Origin of the sequence: Mesorhizobium sp. M0408, assembly GCF_040321495.1 — a bacterium.
GTDB lineage: Bacteria > Pseudomonadota > Alphaproteobacteria > Rhizobiales > Rhizobiaceae > Mesorhizobium.
The window spans coordinates 158,830-178,770 of the sequence record NZ_JAMYRO010000001.1 but is presented as its reverse complement, the minus strand read 5'-3'; the positions used below and the strand labels follow the sequence as shown (position 1 = coordinate 178,770).

Sequence of the window (19,941 nt, the reverse complement as noted above, 5' to 3'; positions counted from 1 at the left end):
TTTCCTTCGGGTCAGTTCGGACGGTTCGCCGATCGCGGCGCGAAGCGCGACAGGATCTGGATCAGCGACATGCAGCCCCAGGTGATGGCGAAGGCGATGATGGCAAGCGCCGCCGGCTCGTAGGCGCGGTTGGCGCCGACGTTCTGCAGATAGGGTCCGAAGGCAGGCCGGTTGAGCAGGCTGGCCATGGTAAATTCACCGATGACGATGGCGAAGGTCAGGAAGGCGCCCGACAGCACCGCGATCAGCACGTTGGGCAGGATGACCCGGGTGATGATCGTGCCCCAGCCGGCGCCGAGGATCTGCGCCGCTTCGGTCAGTGTCCGCACGTCGATGGTGCGAAGCCCGGTGTCGACGGCGCGATACATATAGGGCAGCGCCAGTGTCGCATAACCGATGACCAGCAAGGCATTGGCTCCTGTGTCGCTGGCCAGGAACGGCAGCGGTGAATTTGACCCGTACATTCTGATGTAGCCGAAGACGATAACGATGGCCGGGATGACCAGCGGCAACAGCGTGATGAACTCGACGACGGGCCTTAGCTGCGGGAGCCGCAGACGAATCCAGTACGCCGCCGGCACCACCACCAGCACGCCAAGGACGATGGTGAAGATGGCGGCGACCACCGAATAGATGAAGGTCGCCTGGAAGCGGGGATCGCCGAGCACGACCTGATAGGCATCGAAGGAATACGCGCCGCGCCGCATGCGCATGGAGAATTCCACGGTCGCGATCAGCGGAATGAAGAAATAGGCCGCGCCCAGCGCGAAGACGATCCAGGCCCAGAATCTGCCGGACTTCATTTGAGCCACCTCTCAGAGCGCGTCCGGAACCAGATGTAGAAGACATTGGCCAGCCCGGTGATGACGATCATGCCGAAAGCGATGGCGTAGCCGAGATGGGCATTGTGCAGCACGTCACCGCGGATCTGCGCGTAGAGCAGGATAGGGACGATGTTAAGCGAGGAGCCGGTCAGAGCGTAAGCGGTGGCGATGGCACCGAACGCGTTGGCGAACAAGAGGATGACGGTGCCGAGGAAACTTGGCCAGATCACCGGAATGACGACCATGCGCCAGAACTGCGCCTGGGTCGCGCCAAGCGTTGCCGCCGCTTCGCCCCATTCCTTCTTCAGCCCATCGATCGCCGGCACGATGATCACCACCATCAGCGGGATCTGGAAATAGACATAGGTCAGCGTCAGGCCCCAGAACGACAGGATGTTGAAACCATGGGCATAAATGTTGAAGCCGACCAAGACGTTGAGCAGCACCGTGGCGAGCCCGAGCCGGCCGAGCGTCGCGAGAAAGGCGAAGGCCAGCGGCACGCCGGCAAAATTGGAGGCCACGCCGGAAAAGGTCAGTGTCGCCGAGCGTATCCACTCCGGCAGCCCGCCGCGCACGATGGCGATGGCAATGGCAAGCCCCGCGAAAGCACCGATCAGCGACGAGGCGAGGCTGACCTTGATTGAGATCCAGTAGGCGGCAACGATCGACGGCTGCGCCAAGGCCGCTATGTTTTCGAAAGTGAATTCGCCCGCATCGTTCCGGAATGCGCCAAGCATCAGATAGAGCGTGGGCAGGATCAGGAACATGATGGCGAAGATGAAGAAAGGCGCAACGCCAAGCCATTGCGTCGGCAGCCTCATGCTGCGGGCGTCGGCAGGAGGCGCGGTCTTCCCGGCAACAGCGTGATCGGACAACGAGATATCGGTCATGCGCCGGCTACCGTCCTGGAGGTATGCCGGGCGGCGATCTAAGCCGCCCGGCTGATCTCAAGTCTTACTTGACGTTGGCGCCGACGACGGCATCCCAGTTCTTGGTGATGGCTTCCTTGGCCTTGCCCTGCTCGTCGAGCGTCGGGAACACCGCGGCTGCATAGGACTCGGCCGGCGGCAGCTTGGCCATCACATCAGCCGGGAGCTTGCCATTCTTGGCGAGGTCGTTGAAGCGGATCGGGTGACAATAGCCCTTCAGCCAGCCGATCTGGCCTTCGTCGGAATAGAGATATTCCAGCCATAGCTTGGCAGCATTCGGGTGCGGCGCGTAGGCACTAATCGCCTGAACATAGACGCCGGCGACGACACCGGTCTTCGGCACGACGACGTCGACCGGCGGATTGCCCTTCAGCGTATCACGGCCGGCAAGCGCGTTATAATCCCAGGTCACCAGGATTGGCGTCTGGCCTTGGGCAAGCGTCGCGGGCTTGCCGATGACCGGCACGAAATTGCCGGCGGCGTTGAGCTTCTTGAAGAAGTCGAGACCAGCCGTGCCGGCGGCTTCGCCGGCAGCCGCACCGCCGGAAAGGCCGGCGGCATAGACTGCCTGGATGGCCTGGTTCGAAGCACGCGGGTCACCGGCGAGCGCCACGGTATTGGCGAATTCCGGCTTCAGCAAGTCGGCCCAGTCGGCCGGCGCTTCCTTGACCAGGTCCTTGTTCACCAGAAACGAAAGCACGCCGTAGTAGTCGCCGGTCCAAAAGCCTTCGGCATCCTTGGCGCTGTCCGGGATCGAGTCCCAGGTTGACACTTTATAAGCCTGGATCAGGCCATCCTTCTTTGCGGTCGGGCCGAAGCTCAGGCCGACGTCGATGACGTCGGGCGCTTGCGGGCCCTTGTTGTCCTTGTTGGCCTTGATCGCCTCGACCTCGTCGCCGGAGCCGGCATCGGGGTTGAGTTCATTGATTGTGATTTCCGGATATTTCGCCTTGAAGCCGTCGATGACCGCGCCGTAGCCGCACCAGTCATGGGGCAGCGCGATGGTGGTGAGCTGGCCTTCAGCCTTGGCTGCGGCGACCAGTTCATCCATGGACTGGGCCGACGAGATGGCAGAAGTCGCCATCAGGGCGACGGCCGAAAGGGAAAGCAGTTTTCCCGTGAATTTGAACATGTGTTCTCTCCGTTGAACTGACGCCGTTGGACGCCTGCGATGCGGTATCGTTTTCGTGTGACAGCCAGATGAAAGCTTTGTGAAAGCGATGCCCCGCAGTACGAAAAAGTAAACTCTTTTTAACCGGCTGTAGCAATCGCTTCGCGATTCTTTTTCCGGCTAACTAGTTTCGATCTTGCCTTTCATCTTTCCCCCTTTCCTTTGCCTCTTTTCCTAACTCGATTTCCGATGCGAAAATTGTCTCAGACGGCGCCGGCGATGGCGTTTTCGAGCAGCGTCAGCGCCGCCTTTTTGGTCAGCTTGACCGGGTTGCCGCCGGCGGTCGGATCGACCACCGCCATGTCGGCAATCAGGCCCTTGCGTTTCTTGTCCATGTCGAGCCCCTTGATCAGGCTGGGCAGCGCATGCGGCACCTTGAGCTCCTTGCGCAGCTTGATGATCGCCTTGGCAAAACCGTCGAATCCGCCCTTGATGCCGCAATAGGCGGCAAGCCGGGCGATGCGCGGCTCGATCGCCTCGCGGTTGAAGGCCAGCACATAGGGCATGAACACGGCGTTGGTCATGCCGTGGTGGGTGTCGTAGAGCGCGCCGATCGGATGCGACAGCGAATGAATCGCTCCAAGCCCTTTCTGGAAGGCGGCCGCTCCCATGGCGGCGGCGCTCATCATGTTGGCGCGGGCGACCAGATCTTTGCCGTTGGCATAGGCTTTCGGCAGGTTCTCGAAGACCAGCCTTATGCCTTCCACGGCGATGCCGTCGGCCATCGGGTGATAGCCCGGCGCGCAATAGGCTTCGAGACAGTGAGCGAGCGCATCCATGCCGGTGCCGGCGGTGATGAAGCCAGGCATGCCGACCGACAGCTCCGGATCGGCGATGACGATCGCCGGCAAAAGCTTTGGATGGAAGATGACCTTCTTGGTATGGGTCGCCTCATTGGTGATGACGCCGGCGCGACCGACCTCCGAGCCGGTGCCGGCCGTGGTCGGCACGGCGATGATCGGCGCGATCGCATCGGCATCGGCGCGTGTCCACCAGTCGCCGACATCCTCGAAATCCCAGACCGGCCGTGTCTGCCCGGCCTGGAAGGCGATCAGCTTGCCGAGGTCGAGCGCCGAGCCGCCGCCAAAGGCAATGACGCCGTCATGCTTGCCCTTCTTGAACACGGCAATGCCGGCGGTCAGGTTGGAATCCACCGGGTTCGGCTTGACCTCGGAAAACACGCCATACGGCACCTTGGCGTCGTCGAGGATCTTCAGCGTCGAGGCCACCACCGGCAGCCTGGCCAGTCCCGGATCGGTGACGAACAGCGGCCGCTTGATGCCGGTCGCCGCCAGCACCTCCGGCAGCTCCTTGATGCGTCCGGCGCCGAAGCGGACGGTCGTCGGGTAATTCCATTTGGAAACGAGTTTTGTCATTTCGACCTTCTTGACTGCTTTCGTGCTCTTGGATGTCATTAGTTCACAAAGGTGTTGGCCACACGTTCCGACCGCATCATGTACGGAACCCAGATGACTGCGGCCCATATCGAGCGCGAAATTCCGCCCACGGTGTCTGCGTCGTACGCGTCGGCCAATTCTGGAACGGCGGTGGGAAAAGCCAGATGCACAGCCCATGGATCGAGAACGGCATATACCGGCATCGCGAATGCCCAAATCATGTACCAGCCGGGGAATATCTGCCAGCGCTTGAACATGAAGAACAATAATAGGGCCGGGGCCGATAGGTTTAGTATGCCGAATATCACCAATTCGGCAAGAATCAGGGCACCTTGAGAAAAACTGAAGGTCTGCCAGTCGAAGCCGAGATAGTCGGTATTGTGCAGTTGTACCAACCCCAGTATCGGCGTGAGCATCAACCCGAGCATCGGCAGGACAAGCCATCCGCCGATACCCTCGGGACCCTCACGATCCGGCAGCGCCGATTGTTGTGTATCCGCCATTACTCCCCCTCAACAGCGATCGCATGCTTGTCGATCGCCACCTTAGATCACCTCGCGCAGATGGTATGATTTCGGCCTGGTCAGATTATCGTAGCCGATGGCCGACAGTGCCGCGCCCTTGCCGGTGTCCTTGACGCCGGTCCAGACCAGCGCCGGGTCGAGATAGTCGCAGCGGTTCATGAACACCGTGCCGGTCTCGACGCGATCGCCGATCGCCGACGCGCGGCCGGTGTCGCGCGTCCAGATCGAGGCCGTCAGCCCATAGGGGCTGTCGTTCATCAGCGCGATCGCTTCCTCGTCGTTGCGCACCTTCATGATGCCGACGATCGGGCCAAAGCTTTCCTCGCGCATGACGCTCATCTGGTGGTCGACCTGGGTCAGCACTTCCGGCGCCAGATAGGGGGAACCTTGCCTGTCGTTGGCCACCTTCATATTGATGTGTGCCCTGGCGCCCTTGCGCAACGCCTCGGCCTTCTGCTCGCGGATCAGGTCGGCGAAGCGCGCCTGCGCCATCGGCCCCATGGTGGTCGCCTGGTCGAGCGGATTGCCGACGACGTAATTCCCAGTCTCGGCAATGAAGCCCTCGACGAATTCATCGTAGACCGTCTCGTGGACATAGACGCGCTCGATGCCGCAGCAGCACTGGCCGGAATTGTAGAAGGCGCCGTCGACCAGATTGGCAACGGCATGGTCCATCTTTGCGTCCGGCAGCACATAGGCCGGATCCTTGCCGCCGAGTTCGAGGCCGAGCGTCATGAATGTGCCCGCCGCCGCCTTCTCGATGGCGCGGCCGCCGGCGACCGAGCCGGTGAAGTTGACATGGTCGATCTTGCCGGAGCCGAGCAGCCTTTCAGTCTGCGCGTGGTTCAGGACGAGGTTCTGGAACAGGCCCTTGGGCAGGCCGGCCTTATCAAACGCCTGCTGAAACCGTTCGCCGACCAACAATGTCTGTGCCGCATGCTTGAGGATGACGGCGCTGCCCGCCATCAGCGCCGGGACGATGGTGTTGACGGCGGTGAGATAGGGATAGTTCCACGGCGCGATCACCATGACCACGCCGAGTGGCACCTTCTTCACATAACGGCGAAAGCCGTCCTTCGGGTTGGAGGCCATGACCGGCTTCAAGGCCGCCTCGGCGATCTCGACCATGTAGCTGACGCGTTCCCTGACGCCGCCGAACTCGCCGCCATAGCGCACCGGCCTGCCCATCTGCCAGGCGATCTCCGGCACGATCTCGCCGGTCATGGCGACCAGCGCTTCCAGCATGGCAGGCATGTACTTGCCGCGCTCGACGACCGGCGTCTCAGCCCACTTCTCCTGCGCCGCCTTGGCACGTTCGACCGCGGCACCGATCGCCTGGTCGGTGGCAAGAGGCCGTTCGGCATAGATCGAACCGTCGACGGGGGATTTTATCTTCACGGTTTCCAAAGAGGTCTCCAAATCAACAAGGCACTGTTTTGACGAAGCCGGCCGCGCCATAGGCAAGGATTGCGCGATCGCGGGTGATGATCTCGAGGTTTTTCGAGCGCGCCGTGGCTATGATGATCCGATCCGTTGGATCGTTGTGAACGACGCCGGGCAGGAACGAAGACTCGACCAAAAGCTCACTGTCGATCCCCTCGACGCTCGCTGCCCCGGTCTGCACGAACCGTTCGAACCATGCGAGCGGTGACTTGATGAATGGCAACCGGCCCTTGGCTACAAGCATGCCGATTTCCCAGGCGGACATCACGGAAACGGCGATCACGCTGCCATTTTTGCGTGCGCTGGTCACCTTCTCGACCGCAGCCCTCGTGACCGGCTGCTCCGTTGACAGCCACAGCATGAAGCATGTGTCGAGCAGAACCCCCTCACTCGTCATAGACATTGCCCCAATCCGGATCGGCGGGCGCGGTATAGTCGACGTCCGGAAGCAGGGTGAGCGTCCCGGCCATGCATCCAAACAACGGATCGGCACCCCGAGGCGGCACGATGTACTCTTCCTTGTTGCCGTTCATGTCGTCCACGAAATCCACTTGCCCCTCCTTGAAACCAGACCGGCGATCAGGCTCCGGTGGCCTCGCCGCATCATTGGAACTTCCGAGGTGCACCAATATCTCGCTTTCCTGCCGGTCGAGAATTTCAGCAATCTTGCGTATCTCGTCGACCTGCATACGCCGCTCACCGTTCAGTGTCCGCGACAAGGCGCTGTAGTGTATGTTCATGCGGCCGGCCATGCTGCGTACCGTGAGCTTGCGCTCCTTCATTCGACTCATGAACCACGCCTTGTCGACATGGGCTCTACCTTTGGGCAAACGCTGCCTCCTGCGTGTTGCTGGTGCGATAACCGCAACAATATTGCGTAAAGCGCAACGCCGTCAATACCGCTCGAACCCCCTGTGCAGTTCCCAGTCCGTAATCCGGCGGTCGTACTCGAACTGTTCCCAGTGTGCCGTGTGGACATAATGTTCCAGCACATCGTCGCCGAGCGCCTGCCTCAGCATTTTCGATTCCGCCAGCGTCGCGGTGGCGTCGCGCAATGTCTTTGGAATTTCAGGCAGCTGCGAGGCCTGGTAGGCATCACCGACGAAGGGCTTCTGCAGTTCAAGCTTTTCATCGATGCCGGCAAGCCCGGCCGCGATCAGCGCGGCGAAAGCCAGATAGGGGTTCAAATCGGCGCCGCCGACGCGGCATTCCATGCGGATGCCCTTGGTGCCCTCGCCGCAAAGACGGAAGCCGGCAGTGCGGTTGTCTTCGCTCCACATGATCTTGGTCGGCGCGAAGGTGCCGGCCTGGAAGCGCTTGTAGGAGTTGATGTAGGGCGCCAGGAACCAGGTGAATTCCTTGGCATATTTGAGCTGGCCGGCCGCCCATTGCTGGCCGAGCGTCGACAGCGTCCACTCGGCATTCTTATCGTAGAACAGCGGCGTCTTGCCGTCGGCGCTCCACAGCGAATTATGGATGTGGCTGGAATTGCCGGCCAGCCCGTAATTGTACTTGGCCATGAACGAGATCGCCTTGCCTTCGGACTCGGCGATTTCCTTGGCGCCGTTCTTCAGGATGACGTGGCGGTCGGCCATGTCGAGCGCCTCGGCGTAGCGGACATTGATCTCTTCCTGGCCTGGCCCCCACTCGCCCTTCGAATTCTCGATCGGGATGCCGGCCGCCTCCATCTCGTTGCGCAGCCGGCGCATGACGCCTTCTTCCTTGGTGGTGATGCCGATCTGGTAGTCGCCGATGTAGGGCGATGCCGTCTCGAGGCCCTGCCAGTGCTTCTTGCGGGCGGAATCGTAGGTCTCGCTGAACAGATAGAATTCGAGCTCGGAAGCGAAATAGCCGATATAGCCGCGTTCCTGCAGCCGCTTGACCTGCTTCTTCAGCATGGCGCGCGGCGAATGCGCCAGATCGTCATGGGTATGGTGGTCGAGCACGTCGCAGATCACCAGCGCCGTCTTCTCCAGCCACGGAACGCGCCGCAGCGTCGCAAGGTCCGGCTTCATGACGAAATCGCCGTAGCCTTTCGACCAGCTCGCCGCCTTGTAGCCGGGCACCGGTTCCATATCGATGTCTGCGGCCAACAGATAGTTGCAGCCATGCGTCTCGTCATGCGCGGAATCGACGAAATACCGGGCCAGGAACCGCTTTCCCGCGAGCCGCCCCTGCATATCGACGATGCAGGCCAGCACCGTGTCGACCTCGCCGCTGGAGACCGCTTGCTTCAACTGATCGAACGAGAAATTTCCGGCCATTCCTTTGGCACTCCAGCGCTTGTCGTTTCGGGCTTGTCACTTTGAAAAGGAAACGAAAACCACGGCCGGCGCGAATGCCGGCCATGGTCATGAGAGGGCGTCAGGCGCCGGCTTCGCCTATGGCTACCTCGGCTGCCTTGATTGCCGCCTGGCGCTTTGCGATCTGGTCGCCGATGGGCGGACCCTGGAAGCGGCGGTTCTCGAAACCGAACCAAAGCACCGCGGTCAGCACAATGAAGCCCAGGGTGATATAGAGCACTTTGTCGTTCGGCGGCTGGATGGCGATGTAGAAGATGATCGCCATGCCGATGACCGACAGGATGCAAAACAGCTTGAACAGGCCGGCGCCGAGGTTCCATGGGCCGGGGTTCGGCCATTTTTCCGTTCCGAAAGCCATCATGCCGAGCACGATCGGAATGATGAAGGACAGAAACAGGAACACCAATGTCGAATTGACGACGATGGTATAGATGTTCGTGCCGCCGACCGAGATGAACTGGGCAAGAAAGACATAGATGACCTCGAGCACAGCAGCCGTCCAAATCGCATTGACCGGCGTGCGCCAGGTCGGGCTGACCTTGGCTAGCGAGGCCGAGCCGACCGGCATGCCGCCGTCACGCGAGAAGGCGAAAAGCATGCGCGAGGCAGAGGTGACCGTTGCCAGACCGCAGAGGAACTGCGCGATCAGGATGCCCAGATAGAGCAGTGTCTTCAGCCACGCCGGCAAGATCGCGTCCATCGTGGCGAAGAACACGCTCCAGCCCTGCTTGGCGCCGGCCGCCAGATCCGGAATCGCCAGTACGATCGCGCACAGCATCACCCAGCCGATCAGCGACGACCAGACTACGGACGAAACGATTGCCCGCGGAACCGAGTGCGCCGCCCTCAACGTTTCTTCCGAAGTATGCGCCGACGCGTCATAGCCAGTGATGGTGTAAACCGGCAGTAGCAGGCAGAGCAGGAAGAGATACGTCATGGAATCGGACTGCGGGAAAACACCGCCGCCCGCGTCGCCCGAATAGTTCGTGAACGTCCACAGCCGCGTAATGTCGATCGCTGGAGCAAACATCAGGCAGGCGACGATCAGCACGGCTGTCGTTGCCAGGATCAGGAAGCCGGAGGCGTCCGTCAACATAGCCGTCAATTTGATGCCGAAATGATTGAGCAGCGCCTGCAACACGGTGATGAACGCGACAAACCCGACGATCTCACCAGGCGTGCCGGTCATGCCGAAGGCTCCGCCGAAAGTGCCGACGAAGAAGAAAGCAGTACCGATGTTGATGGCGCCGAGCACGGTGATCAGGCCGAGCAGATTGAGCCATGCGGTGAGCCAGCCAGTGAAACGGTTCCCTAGGATGGATGCCCAGTGATAGAGGCCGCCGGCGGTCGGAAATGCAGAGGCGATCTGGGCCATGGCGAGCGCGAAAAATCCCGAAACCATGCACCCGACGATCCAGCCGATGCCAGCGCCGGCGCCACCGATGGACGACGTCGCTTGCGCGAAGGAATTGATGCCGCCTGAGAGGATGCAGATGATCGAGAACGAGATCGCGAAATTCGAGAAGCGGCTCATGCTTCGCGACAGTTCCTGAGCATAGCCCATTCCGTGGAGAACTTTCAGGTCCTCCTTCTTGTCAACTTCGCTGTAACCCGGTGCTACCATTTTAAAGTCCCCTTTTGGTTTCTTAGCTGGCCGATTGAACTGACTTTCCGACTGCGCTTGGTCTGGAGGCCTTGGCCGCTTCGGGCTCCAGATTGAGAAAAATACCGGTGAGCAGATCCGCCCATTTCCGCTGCCCGGCCGCGCCGGCGATCTCGTCGTTGCGGATTTCAATCATTGCGCAGGGCAGCCCGCGCGAGCGCGCATGGCGTTCCAGCGTGAAATAGACCCGGTCGGCCGGCGAATAGGGTTCGTTGACGCCGACGCTGACGCCGGCAAGCCGCTTCAGTGTCGCGATCAGCGGCGCCGCCAGCCGGCGATCCTCGTCGTGGATGATGCCGATGTGCCAGGGCCGGCTTTTGCCTTTGTAGAGCGGCGTGAAGGAATGGATCGAGACCAGCCTGGTCTCCCGCCCGGCCGCCAGGCGCTCGTCGATGACCGTTGCGATCCGCTCGTGAAACGGTCGCCACGCCAGCGCGATGCGCGCCTCCCGCTGGTCGGCCGAAAGTCCCTGGTTGGCCGGGACCACGGTTTTTTCGCTGGCGCTGACCGTCACTATCAGGTCCGGCGCGTCGAGCGGGCGGTTGCAGTCGATGATGAGCCGCGAGATGCAGGTCTCGACCAGCGTCGCATCGAGCGCCTCGGCCATGCGGCGCGCCACCGGCAAGGCGCCGGGATCCCAGGCGATGTGGCGGGAAAGATCCTCGGCGGCAAGGCCGAGCGTTCCGAATTCCGGTGGCAGGAAATTGGAGGCGTGGTCGCAGGTCAGCACGAAGGGGCTCGATCCGCCGGGGTTCGTCACCCTTACGGTTTCAGGCGATGCAAGGCTGGCGGGCCGTGCTGTCTCCATTGTCTGCTGTCCCCGGGGAGCGCTGTATCGTATGTTACGTATTTTGCCTCATTGCGTCCCTGCGGATGATTTCATACAGTTTGGCCGGCTTTGTCAAACGCGATTTCGATAATGCGCTAACGGCACGGCCAGGGTGGGGAAAAACATGGTTTCCAGCATTGCCGAACTGATCTCCGACCGCATCGGCACCATGCCGGCAGGCGAGCGGCGCGCAGCGCAAGCGCTGATCGCCAGCTATCCGCTGATCGGGCTGAAGACGGTCGCCGAATTCTCGGCTACGGCCGGCGTATCATCGCCCACGATCCTGCGTTTCGTCGCCCGGCTCGGCTTCCAGAACTATCCGGAATTCCAGTCGACGCTGCAAGACGAGCTGGCGGCGCAATTGCAGTCGCCGGCCTCGCGCACGCTCAATCCGCCATCGCCGGGCAGCAGCGCCGTGTCGCCGATGCTGGAGGCGACCCTCGACAACATGCGCGAGACCTTCCGGCATCTCTCGGACAAACAGCTTGCCGACATCGTCGCCAAGCTTGCCGACCGGCGCGGCAAGACATTCCTGATCGGTGGCCGCTTCACCGACCCGCTGGCGCGCTACATGGCCGCCCACCTCGCCATCATCCAGCCCAACGTTTTTCACCTCGGCGGGCAGGAAAGCGTCTGGCGCGACCGACTGATCGACATGGGTAAGCGCGACGTGCTGGTGATCTTCGACATCAGGCGCTACCAGGACAGCCTGGTCCGCTTTGCCGAGACGGCCAACCAGCGTGGCGTGCAGATCGTGCTGTTTACCGACCAGTGGCTGTCGCCGATCGCCCGCTTCGCCCGCCACGTCATCGCCGGGCGCACCGCCGTGCCTTCGGCCTGGGACTCATCCGCCGCCCTTTTCGTCGTTGCCGAAGCGCTGATCGGCGCCGTCACAAGGCAGCTCGAGGCCGACGGCGCCAAACGCATCCGCGAGCTGGAAAGCCTGCGGTAGAGCCCCTCCGGAAAGGGACGCGTTTCGCTTCGGTCTAGTCCTCTAAAAAACTGATCATCTGCAGGATCAGGATCAGCAAAAAGACGCCAAAGACAGTCGCAAAAACCGCTGCCAGCAGGACGGTGCGTTGTTTCTTACCCATGGCTTTCCCCCCGAAAGCATAGTCCCCGTCCACGAATACGAATGTCAGTCCCGCCCCACTGCTCGGCCACCTCCCAACTCCTCAAGACCCGCCTGCGGCTGGGGCGGAGGAGTAACGACGACTGGTTCACGCGCGAAATGAACAGCTTACCAAGGTGCTCGCTAACGGGCACGGCCGCATCATTCATCCGACCCATGTCACGGCCGAATGACCACCTTGCATTTCGGGCTTAACCATTCAGCCGCTAAAGCGTGCCCCACCCCAGCTACTTTACCCATGGCAAGCATGATCGAAGTTCGGCTAGCCTTGTCGACGCGAAGCCGCTTCCTGAACCAAAGCGCGGTGAACTGCACGGAGGAATTCGATGAGCTATCTGGACGAGCTGTTCTCAGTCGCCGGCAAGACGGCGCTGGTCACCGGCGCCGCGACCGGCATCGGCCGCATGGCGGCGACCGCTCTGGTCATGGCCGGCGCCGCGGTGATGATCGCCTCGCGCAAGAGCGAGGATTGCGTCAGGGTAGCGGGCGAGTTGAACGGCCTTGGCGCATCCGGCCGGGCGGAAGGTTTTGCCGGCGACGTCTCCAGCGAGGCCGGCATTGCGGCGCTTGTGGCCGAGGTCAGGGCGCGGACCGAGCGGCTGCATATCCTGGTCAACAATGCCGGCATCTCCTGGGGCGCGCCGCTGGAAAGCTTTCCCTACCATGCCTGGGCCAAGGTGTTCGGCGTCAACGTCACCTCGGTCTTCCACCTGACGCGCGAATTGCTGCCTCTGCTCGAGGCCGCGGCCAGCGACGCCGACCCGGCCCGGGTGATCAACCTCGGATCGGTGATGGGCACGCAGCCTTTAGCCGAAGATGCCTACTCCTACTCGGCCTCGAAGGCCGCGGTTCACCACCTGACGCGCATCCTGGCAATCGAGTTCACCGCCCGCCGCATCACCGTCAACGCCTTTGCGCCTGGCCCTTTCCAGAGCCGGATGACGGCCTTCGCCACCGGCACCGAGGACCAGGCAAGACATATCGGCAACCACGTTCCGATCGGCCGCATCGGCGCACCGGATGACATTGCCGGCGCAACGCTCTATTTGTGCAGCCGGGCCGGCAGCTATGTCACCGGCGCCATCCTGCCGATCGATGGCGGGCAGTCGGTGCAACACGGGCTGACATTGTTCAAGGAATGAGACGCACGCCATCCGGCGAGTGAAATGCCGGGGGTGAAGATGGAGGACATCAGCGTGGAACCGATCAGTCTCGATGTGCTTCTGGCCAACGTCGGCAAGGAAGTCGGTGTGTCGCCATGGCGGGTCGTCACCCAGCGCATGATCGACCAGTTCGCCGATGCCACCGACGACCATCAGTTCATCCATTGCGATCCGGAACGCGCCAGCCGCGAAACGCCGTTCGGCGGCACCATCGCGCATGGCTTCCTGTCGCTTTCGCTGTTGTCGGCGATGACCTTCGAAACCATGCCGCCGCTGGAAAACAGCAAGATGGGCGTCAATCACGGCTTCGATTCGCTGCGCTTCCTGGCGCCGGTGAAGACCGGCTCGCGCATCCGCACCCGTTTCGTGCTGGCCGACGTCAAGGTCAGGCCGTCGGGGTGGGTGCAAACGGCGCACGACGTGACGATCGAGATCGAGGGCTCGAAAAAACCGGCGCTGACCGCGCGCTGGCTGACGCTGACGCTGATCGAACGCCAGCCGGAAGCGGTCTGACTCTCGTCGGGCGGAGAAGCCCAAATCTATCTGTGCCAAATCTATTTAGCTTCGGCCGCGACGTACTTCATGTGACGGCTGACCTGCAGCGCAATGTAGACGACCAGTGAACAACCGATTGGGAACACGATCTCGTTGAGGCCGGTTGCGATCGCCTGTGGCATTGCGAGAGCAGCGTCGTTCGCCGCGGCCGTCTCGATGGTCAGCACCGTGATGCCGCCGCCGAATACCGCGCCTATCAGGGCGCCTGCCAGCGCGAAATGGAGCGGACGCGGTTCTTCCTTCGATGCCAACGACGCCAGTGCCCAGCCGAGCAGCCCGTATTCGATCGCCCGCAGCACACCGAGCGTCGTGAGCGACAGGATGGCCGGCTTTGCCGCCGCGTCCAGCGCGCTGACCATAACCTTTTGCGTCCCTTTGGCGATGCCCATCGCCAGTGGCGCCGAAATCGCACCGATCAGGCCACCGAGCGAGGCTCGCACCTTGGTGAGCGCCGTGCCGAGGCTGACGCCGGCGCAGACGAAGAACGACCAGGTCACGCCTTGCGCCAGTTCGATCAGAACCTGCGTCGTCGCCGGGTAGGCACCTGCCGCAAATCTGACGGTCAGAATGAGAGCTTCCATGGCGAAGCCGAGCGCGATCGCCAGCCATGCGACAGTCAAGCTTCTGCTTCGTGCCACCCTTGCCCGACGCCGTACAGCGTATATATGCTGCATCCAGCCATCAGTCATAAGGCAGTAGAAAGTTGCAGCTAAGCGTCCAGGAGCGCCGCGAAAAACAAAAGGCCGAACTGCGTTCCGAACTTGTCGACGCCGCGCACAAGCTTGTCCAGGAAGAAGGCTATGACGGCCTCACCATCCGCAAGCTCGCCAAGCGCGTTGGCTATGCGCCGATGTCGGTCTATTCCTATTTCGCCGACAAGCAGGACATCCTGTTCGCGCTGGCCGAGGATGCCTTCGAGACCCTGGCCAGGCGCATCGCAAATCATACGGCCGACGACCCGATCGAGGCGCTCAAGGCGGTGCTTGTCGAATACGCCGCCTTTGGGCTGGAAAATCCCAACGAATACCGCACCGTCTTCATGACCGAAAAAGTCAGGCCGCCAGCCGGAAAGACCTTCGCCGAAATGGAGAGCGGCAACCCGGCGATGAAAGTGCTGATCGCGAGGGTCGAAGCCTGCGTTGCCGCCGGCAGGCTCAAAGGCGATCCACGCGCCATCGCCGCCATGCTGTGGGCGGTCGGCCACGGCGCCATCTCGCTGCTGATCACCTTCCCGTTCTACCCGTTCGGCGACCAGACGACGTTCATCACACGGATCGGCGACATCATGCTCGAAGCCATCGCCGCGCACGAGATTGCGCCGCTCACGCCGCCGGTCAACTGCTGAAGAGCGGCGCTCCTCCCGATCTGCAGGATCTTCTCCGACCGATCTGCGCTGCGGCGCCGAGCGTTCGGCAATTCTCCGTACGCGTACGATTTTGCTTGAACACCGGGAGGCCAGGGCGTATCTGTGCGCAATGCCGTACATGTACGAGAAATTCAATAGCTGAACCGGAGACCGACGATGAAGAAGGCAATCCTCACGCTCGCCGCCCTGCTGGCGCTCTCTGGCGCCGCATTTGCCGGCAGCAGTCAGCCAGCCAAGCAAGAAGCGGCCTGCGTCGACACCAAAACCGGTGCTAAGCTTGATTGCGCGCCAACCGGATCGCTTGAAAAGGCCGATGCCGCGGCCCACAAGGCCGGCAGCAAGGGCCCGAGGCTCGGCATCGGCATCGACCCGTGGATCGTGCCAAGCAGCTTCTGAGCCGATCGGGCGACAATACGCGGTGAGGAAACGAAAGGGCGGCAGCAATTTCCGGCCGCCCATCGTGCCGGCCTCAGCCCTGCTTTTTGTCACCCCGCGCAGATCACTTCTTGCGCTTCTGTCCCACCACGCTTTTGGGCTTGCCGGGTCTTGCCGGTGCGCCGGGAATGGCCGTTCCGGTGATCGACACCGGATCGCTGGCCGGGAATGTATCCTCGAGGCCTTCCTCGAGTTCCTCTTCGATATCCGTCCCAGTGCGCTGCTCGTCTTCGAAAGAGCGCACGGCCGGCGTCTTGACCGGCGACTTCGGCGCGGAGTTCGGCGGCATTTGCATTCTCCCTCGGCTCGCTGTCGCAGAACGGTCGGGCGCGGCGAACATGCCTATGCTGCCGCGTCGCGCGCTGCCTCCGACAGAAAAGTAAAGACATAATCGGAAAAGGAACGCCAGCATTCGACGCGGAACGCGTCGGCCGCCGTGCGCAACAGCACGATTTCGACCTTGCCGAGAATGGTACGCGACGCCGCCCCGACCGGAAAGGCGTCGAGCGACAGATCCTGCGGGCAGCCGGCATTGATCGTCGCCGCGGCAGCCGGACCGGTAACCGATATGGCGACGTTGCGGTGCGAGATGCCGACCGCCGAATGCAGTACGGAAATGCTTGCGCAGTCGGCGAGCGGATCTTTTCCGCTCTCGTCGATGACCAGCCATTCGTCCGGCCCGAGCCACAAGGCCGTGCGTCCGGCCTTTGCCGCCGAGGTTTTCGGCCTTTGCGGCAGAACGACGCCGAGCGCTTTCGAAAGTGCCGCAATCGAGGCTTCCGGCGCGCGCAGCGATATGCGCTCGGCCGGCGGCAGCACGGCAAGTGTAACGCCGGCGGCGGAAAGCGACTGGCCGGCGAGAGCCGGACGGCGTTCGACTGAGGGTCCGGCGGCGTCGGTTTTCAAAGCGGCCTTAGCCATTGAGGCGCTCCCCCTTCTCGTCGAAGAACACCATGCCGGTGACCTCCACCTCGATCACCCCGTTCGGCATCGGCACATAGAGCGTCTCGCCCGTGCGATCGCGGCCGCCGGCGACCAGCCCCAGCGCGATCGAGCGGCCGCAATTTTGCGACCAATAGCTCGAGGTGACATGGCCAATCATCTTCATCGGGATTGCCTGCTTCGGGTCCGCGACGATCTGCGCGCCCTCCTCCAGCACCACCTTGGGATCCCTGGTCTTCAGGCCGACAAGCTGCTTGCGGCCCTTGGCGACCAGATCCGGCCGCGCCATGCCGCGAATGCCGACGAAGTCGGTCTTCTTCTTGCCGACCGCCCAGTCGAGCCCGGCGTCGTCCGGCGTCACCGTGCCGTCGGTATCCTGGCCGACGATGATGTAGCCCTTTTCAGCGCGCAGCACATGCATGGACTCGGTGCCGTAAGCACAGGCGCCATGCTTCTGGCCCTCGGCCCATAGCGCTTCCCAGACTGCCTCGCCGTAATCGGCCGGCACGTTGACCTCGAAGCCGCGCTCACCGCTGAACGACATGCGAAACAGCCTGGTCGGCACGCCGCAGATCCGGCCTTCGCGCACCGACATATGCGGCAGCGCCTCATCCGACATGTCGATGCCCTCGACCAGCGGCGCAATGATGTCGCGAGACTTCGGTCCCTGCACGGCAATCACCGCCCATTGCTCGGTGATCGAGGTCAGCCAGACGTTGAGATGCGGGAACTCGGTCTGGAGATAGTCTTCCATATGGTTCATGACGCGCGGCGCGCCGCCGGTCGTCGTCGTCACATGGAAACGGTCGGGTGCAAGCCTGCCGACGACACCGTCGTCATAGATGAAGCCGTCCTCGCGCAGCATGATGCCGTAACGGCAGCGGCCGGGCTCGAGCTTCTCCCATGGATTGGTGTAGAGCAGTTCCATGAATTTGGCCGCATCCGGCCCGACCACCTCGATCTTGCCCAGCGTCGAGGCGTCAAACAGGCCGGCTGTCTTGCGCACCGTGACGCATTCGCGGTCGACGGCGGCATGTATGTCCTCGCCCGGCTTCGGGAAATACCAGGCGCGCTTCCACTGACCGACATCCTCGAACACCGCGCCCTGGCGCTCTGCCCAGGGATGGATCGCCGTCTTGCGGGTCGGGTCGAACAGCGGACCCCGCGCGTGCCCGACGATCGAGCCGAATGTCACCGGCGTATAGGGCGCGCGGAACGTCGTCAGCCCGACCTGCGGGATCGGCTTGCCCAACGTCTCGGCGGCAATCGCCAGGCCGTGCATGTTGGAGGTCTTGCCCTGGTCGGTCGCCATGCCATTGGTGGTGAAGCGCTTGACGTGCTCGATCGAGCGCATGCCCTCATGCACTGCCTGGCGGATGTCCTTAGCGGTGACGTCGTTCTGGAAGTCGACAAAGGCCTTGACCGTCGTATCCGCTCCGGCACCGGGTGCTGCACCCAGCATGCCGCGCGACCAGCTCTCGCCGGCGTCGACCTTCGGCTTGGTGCCCTTGGCCGGCCTGCTGCCGGCGTCCTTGGCCGCCTTGGCGCCGGCCGCGTAGGCCTCGTCGATCGTCGCCGACAGCCCGTCGGTGCCGTTGCAGGCGCCGACCGATACGCAGTCCTGCGCATAAATTCCGGGCACGAAGCGCTTGGTCTCGTCATTGAAGGCGACCTTGCCGCGCGATTGCGAGAACAGATGCACCGATGGCGTCCAGCCGGCCGACATCAGGATTGCGTCAACCGGCATGGTGCGTTCGCCGCCGCCATTCTTCGGCTGTACGGTCATCGACGACACCCGCAATTTGCCGCCGGCGCGGATCACCGCGCGGCCGAAATTGACCTCGATGCCGAGCGCCCTCGCCTCGTCGATCGCCGGCCCGGTCGGGTTGTCGCGCAGGTCGACAATCGCCGCCACGTTGATGCCGGCCTTTTTCAGGTCGATCGCCGCCGCATAGGCGGAATCGTTCGCCGTATAGACGCCGATATTCCTGCCGACGGCGACGCCGTAATGGTTGAGATAGGTGCGCGCCGCCGACGCCAGCATGATGCCCGGCCGGTCGTTGTCGGCAAACACCATGTGGCGCTCGATGGCGCCGGTCGCCAGCACCACGCGTTTGGCGCGAACCTGCCACAGCCGCTCGCGCGGCAGGTCGCGGCCGGGGTTCTGCAGATGGTCGCTGACGCGCTCGACCAGCCCGACGAAATTCTGCGCGTAATAGCCGAAGGCCGTGGTACGCGGCAGCACGCGGACATTGTCCATCGCGCTCAACTTGGCGAGAGCCGATTGCGCCCAGGAAAAGCCGTCCTGGCCTTCGATCTTCGCGCCGCTCTCGAAGCGCAGACTGCCGCCGAATTCTGCCTGCTCGTCGGCAAGGATAACGCGCGCGCCGGTCTCGGCCGCGGCCAATGCCGCGGCGATGCCCGCGGCACCGCCGCCAAGTACCAGCACCTCGCAATGGGCGAAGCGCGCCGAATAGTGGTCGGGATCCGGCTGGTCAGGAGCGACGCCGAGACCGGCGGCGGCGCGGATCTTAGGCTCGTAGAGGTTTTTCCACGCGGCCTTCGGCCACATGAAGGTCTTGTAGTAGAAGCCGGCCGAAAGCATCGGTGAGGCAATACTGCTGACGGCACCGATGTCGAAAGCGAGCGACGGCCAGCGGTTCTGCGACTGTGCGGTCAATCCGTCATAGAGTTCCTGCACCGTGGCACGCACGTTCGGCGTCTTGCGTGCCGCGTCGCGCTTGATCTCGACCAGCGCGTTCGGCTCTTCGGCGCCAGCCGACAGAAAACCGCGCGGCCGGTGGTACTTGAACGAGCGGCCGACGAGATGGACGCCGTTTGCAAGCAGCGCCGAGGCCAACGTATCGCCCTCGATGCCGGTATAGGGGCGGCCGTCGAAGCTGAAGCCAGCTATCTTTGCCTGTTTGAGCCGCCCGGCGCCGGCAATGCGGAACGTGGCGCTCATTTGGCGGCTCCCGGCAGCTTGGTGGGCTTCGGTTCGCCAGCCTTGTAGGTCATCAGGAACCTGTCGCTGACGGTGTCGCGCACGGCATTGAAGAACCGCGCGCAGCCATGCATGTGCCGCCAGCGCTCATAGATGATGCCTTTGGGATTTGAGCGGATGAAGAAGAACTTTTCGAAGTCATCGTCAGTCTCGCCGGCGATGTTTGGGGAACGCGCGATATGCGCCTCGCCGGCGTTGCGGAATTCGAGCTCCGGACGCTCTTCCTCGCAATAGGGGCAGCGGATGAGAAGCATGGTTGGT

At 62.6% G+C, this 19,941-nt stretch carries 21 protein-coding genes; 5 read left to right on the top strand and 16 right to left on the bottom strand.

What is annotated here, in order from left to right; all coding sequences use genetic code 11:
- Positions 1–11: 11 nt before the first annotated feature.
- The 11 genes from NKI67_RS00925 to NKI67_RS00875 form a co-directional block, all read right to left on the bottom strand.
- Complete coding sequence (locus NKI67_RS00925) at positions 12–803, bottom strand: ABC transporter permease (protein WP_352568166.1); 792 nt, start codon at positions 801–803, stop codon at positions 12–14.
- Complete coding sequence (locus NKI67_RS00920) at positions 800–1,714, bottom strand: ABC transporter permease (protein WP_023675356.1); 915 nt, start codon at positions 1,712–1,714, stop codon at positions 800–802. The genes NKI67_RS00925 and NKI67_RS00920 overlap by 4 nt, the downstream gene beginning before the upstream one ends.
- Positions 1,715–1,778: 64 nt before the next feature.
- Entirely contained in the window at positions 1,779–2,885 is a 1,107-nt protein-coding gene (locus NKI67_RS00915; protein WP_352588184.1) for an ABC transporter substrate-binding protein, read from the bottom strand.
- Between the two features lie 242 nt (positions 2,886–3,127).
- Positions 3,128–4,300: an iron-containing alcohol dehydrogenase gene (locus tag NKI67_RS00910; RefSeq protein ID WP_352644121.1), complete on the bottom strand. Its 1,173-nt coding sequence runs from the start codon at positions 4,298–4,300 to the stop codon at positions 3,128–3,130.
- A gap of 38 nt (positions 4,301–4,338) precedes the next feature.
- Positions 4,339–4,824, bottom strand: a complete 486-nt coding sequence (locus NKI67_RS00905) for a DUF2569 domain-containing protein (protein ID WP_352644120.1) — start codon at positions 4,822–4,824, stop codon at positions 4,339–4,341.
- 42 nt (positions 4,825–4,866) lie between these two features.
- The gene (locus NKI67_RS00900) at positions 4,867–6,303 is read right to left on the bottom strand and encodes an aldehyde dehydrogenase family protein (protein ID WP_352644119.1); all 1,437 of its coding nucleotides are present in this window, start codon (positions 6,301–6,303) and stop codon (positions 4,867–4,869) included.
- Positions 6,266–6,691, bottom strand: coding sequence for a type II toxin-antitoxin system VapC family toxin (locus NKI67_RS00895; protein ID WP_352506370.1), 426 nt, complete (start codon positions 6,689–6,691; stop codon positions 6,266–6,268). Before NKI67_RS00895 ends, NKI67_RS00900 begins: the two co-directional genes overlap by 38 nt.
- Positions 6,675–7,070: a helix-turn-helix domain-containing protein gene (locus NKI67_RS00890; protein ID WP_352568171.1), complete on the bottom strand. Its 396-nt coding sequence runs from the start codon at positions 7,068–7,070 to the stop codon at positions 6,675–6,677. The genes NKI67_RS00895 and NKI67_RS00890 overlap by 17 nt, the downstream gene beginning before the upstream one ends.
- Positions 7,071–7,181: 111 nt before the next feature.
- Positions 7,182–8,552: a glutamine synthetase family protein gene (locus NKI67_RS00885; RefSeq protein WP_352568172.1), complete on the bottom strand. Its 1,371-nt coding sequence runs from the start codon at positions 8,550–8,552 to the stop codon at positions 7,182–7,184.
- Positions 8,553–8,652: 100 nt separating this feature from the next.
- Entirely contained in the window at positions 8,653–10,215 is a 1,563-nt protein-coding gene (locus NKI67_RS00880; RefSeq protein ID WP_352568173.1) for an amino acid permease, read from the bottom strand.
- A 22-nt stretch (positions 10,216–10,237) separates the two neighbouring features.
- Positions 10,238–11,062 carry an N-formylglutamate amidohydrolase gene (locus tag NKI67_RS00875; protein ID WP_352448256.1) on the bottom strand — a complete coding sequence of 275 codons (825 nt, stop codon included), beginning with the start codon at positions 11,060–11,062 and terminating at the stop codon, positions 10,238–10,240.
- Between the two features lie 145 nt (positions 11,063–11,207).
- On the opposite strand from NKI67_RS00875, the gene NKI67_RS00870 reads away from it, so the two are divergent.
- From NKI67_RS00870 to NKI67_RS00860, 3 genes are all read left to right on the top strand, one after another.
- Positions 11,208–12,035 (top strand): MurR/RpiR family transcriptional regulator, encoded by an 828-nt coding sequence (locus tag NKI67_RS00870; protein ID WP_023675348.1) that lies wholly within the window; start codon positions 11,208–11,210, stop codon positions 12,033–12,035.
- Positions 12,036–12,541: 506 nt separating this feature from the next.
- Complete coding sequence (locus NKI67_RS00865; protein ID WP_352644118.1) at positions 12,542–13,357, top strand: SDR family oxidoreductase; 816 nt, start codon at positions 12,542–12,544, stop codon at positions 13,355–13,357.
- Positions 13,358–13,396: 39 nt separating this feature from the next.
- Entirely contained in the window at positions 13,397–13,891 is a 495-nt protein-coding gene (locus NKI67_RS00860) for a MaoC family dehydratase (protein ID WP_031211357.1), read from the top strand.
- 41 nt (positions 13,892–13,932) lie between these two features.
- Here NKI67_RS00860 and NKI67_RS00855 read toward each other — a convergent pair whose 3' ends face one another.
- Entirely contained in the window at positions 13,933–14,553 is a 621-nt protein-coding gene (locus NKI67_RS00855) for a hypothetical protein (RefSeq protein WP_352644117.1), read from the bottom strand.
- An 83-nt stretch (positions 14,554–14,636) separates the two neighbouring features.
- Here NKI67_RS00855 and NKI67_RS00850 point away from each other — a divergent pair, with 83 nt between their 5' ends.
- Both NKI67_RS00850 and NKI67_RS00845 read left to right on the top strand, forming a co-directional pair.
- The gene (locus tag NKI67_RS00850) at positions 14,637–15,278 is read left to right on the top strand and encodes a TetR/AcrR family transcriptional regulator (protein ID WP_352644116.1); all 642 of its coding nucleotides are present in this window, start codon (positions 14,637–14,639) and stop codon (positions 15,276–15,278) included.
- A gap of 177 nt (positions 15,279–15,455) precedes the next feature.
- Positions 15,456–15,695, top strand: coding sequence for a DUF680 domain-containing protein (locus tag NKI67_RS00845; RefSeq protein WP_352588218.1), 240 nt, complete (start codon positions 15,456–15,458; stop codon positions 15,693–15,695).
- A 103-nt stretch (positions 15,696–15,798) separates the two neighbouring features.
- Here NKI67_RS00845 and NKI67_RS00840 read toward each other — a convergent pair whose 3' ends face one another.
- The 4 genes from NKI67_RS00840 to NKI67_RS00825 are packed head-to-tail and all read right to left on the bottom strand — an operon-like array spanning position 15,799 to position 19,934.
- On the bottom strand, positions 15,799–16,023 hold the full coding sequence (locus NKI67_RS00840; RefSeq protein WP_023675341.1) for a hypothetical protein: 225 nt from the start codon (positions 16,021–16,023) through the stop codon (positions 15,799–15,801).
- Positions 16,024–16,076: 53 nt separating this feature from the next.
- Positions 16,077–16,655: a sarcosine oxidase subunit gamma gene (locus NKI67_RS00835; protein ID WP_023675340.1), complete on the bottom strand. Its 579-nt coding sequence runs from the start codon at positions 16,653–16,655 to the stop codon at positions 16,077–16,079.
- On the bottom strand, positions 16,648–19,641 hold the full coding sequence (locus tag NKI67_RS00830; protein ID WP_352644115.1) for a sarcosine oxidase subunit alpha: 2,994 nt from the start codon (positions 19,639–19,641) through the stop codon (positions 16,648–16,650). Before NKI67_RS00830 ends, NKI67_RS00835 begins: the two co-directional genes overlap by 8 nt.
- Positions 19,638–19,934, bottom strand: coding sequence for a sarcosine oxidase subunit delta (locus NKI67_RS00825; protein ID WP_352644114.1), 297 nt, complete (start codon positions 19,932–19,934; stop codon positions 19,638–19,640). Before NKI67_RS00825 ends, NKI67_RS00830 begins: the two co-directional genes overlap by 4 nt.
- Positions 19,935–19,941 lie beyond the last annotated feature (7 nt).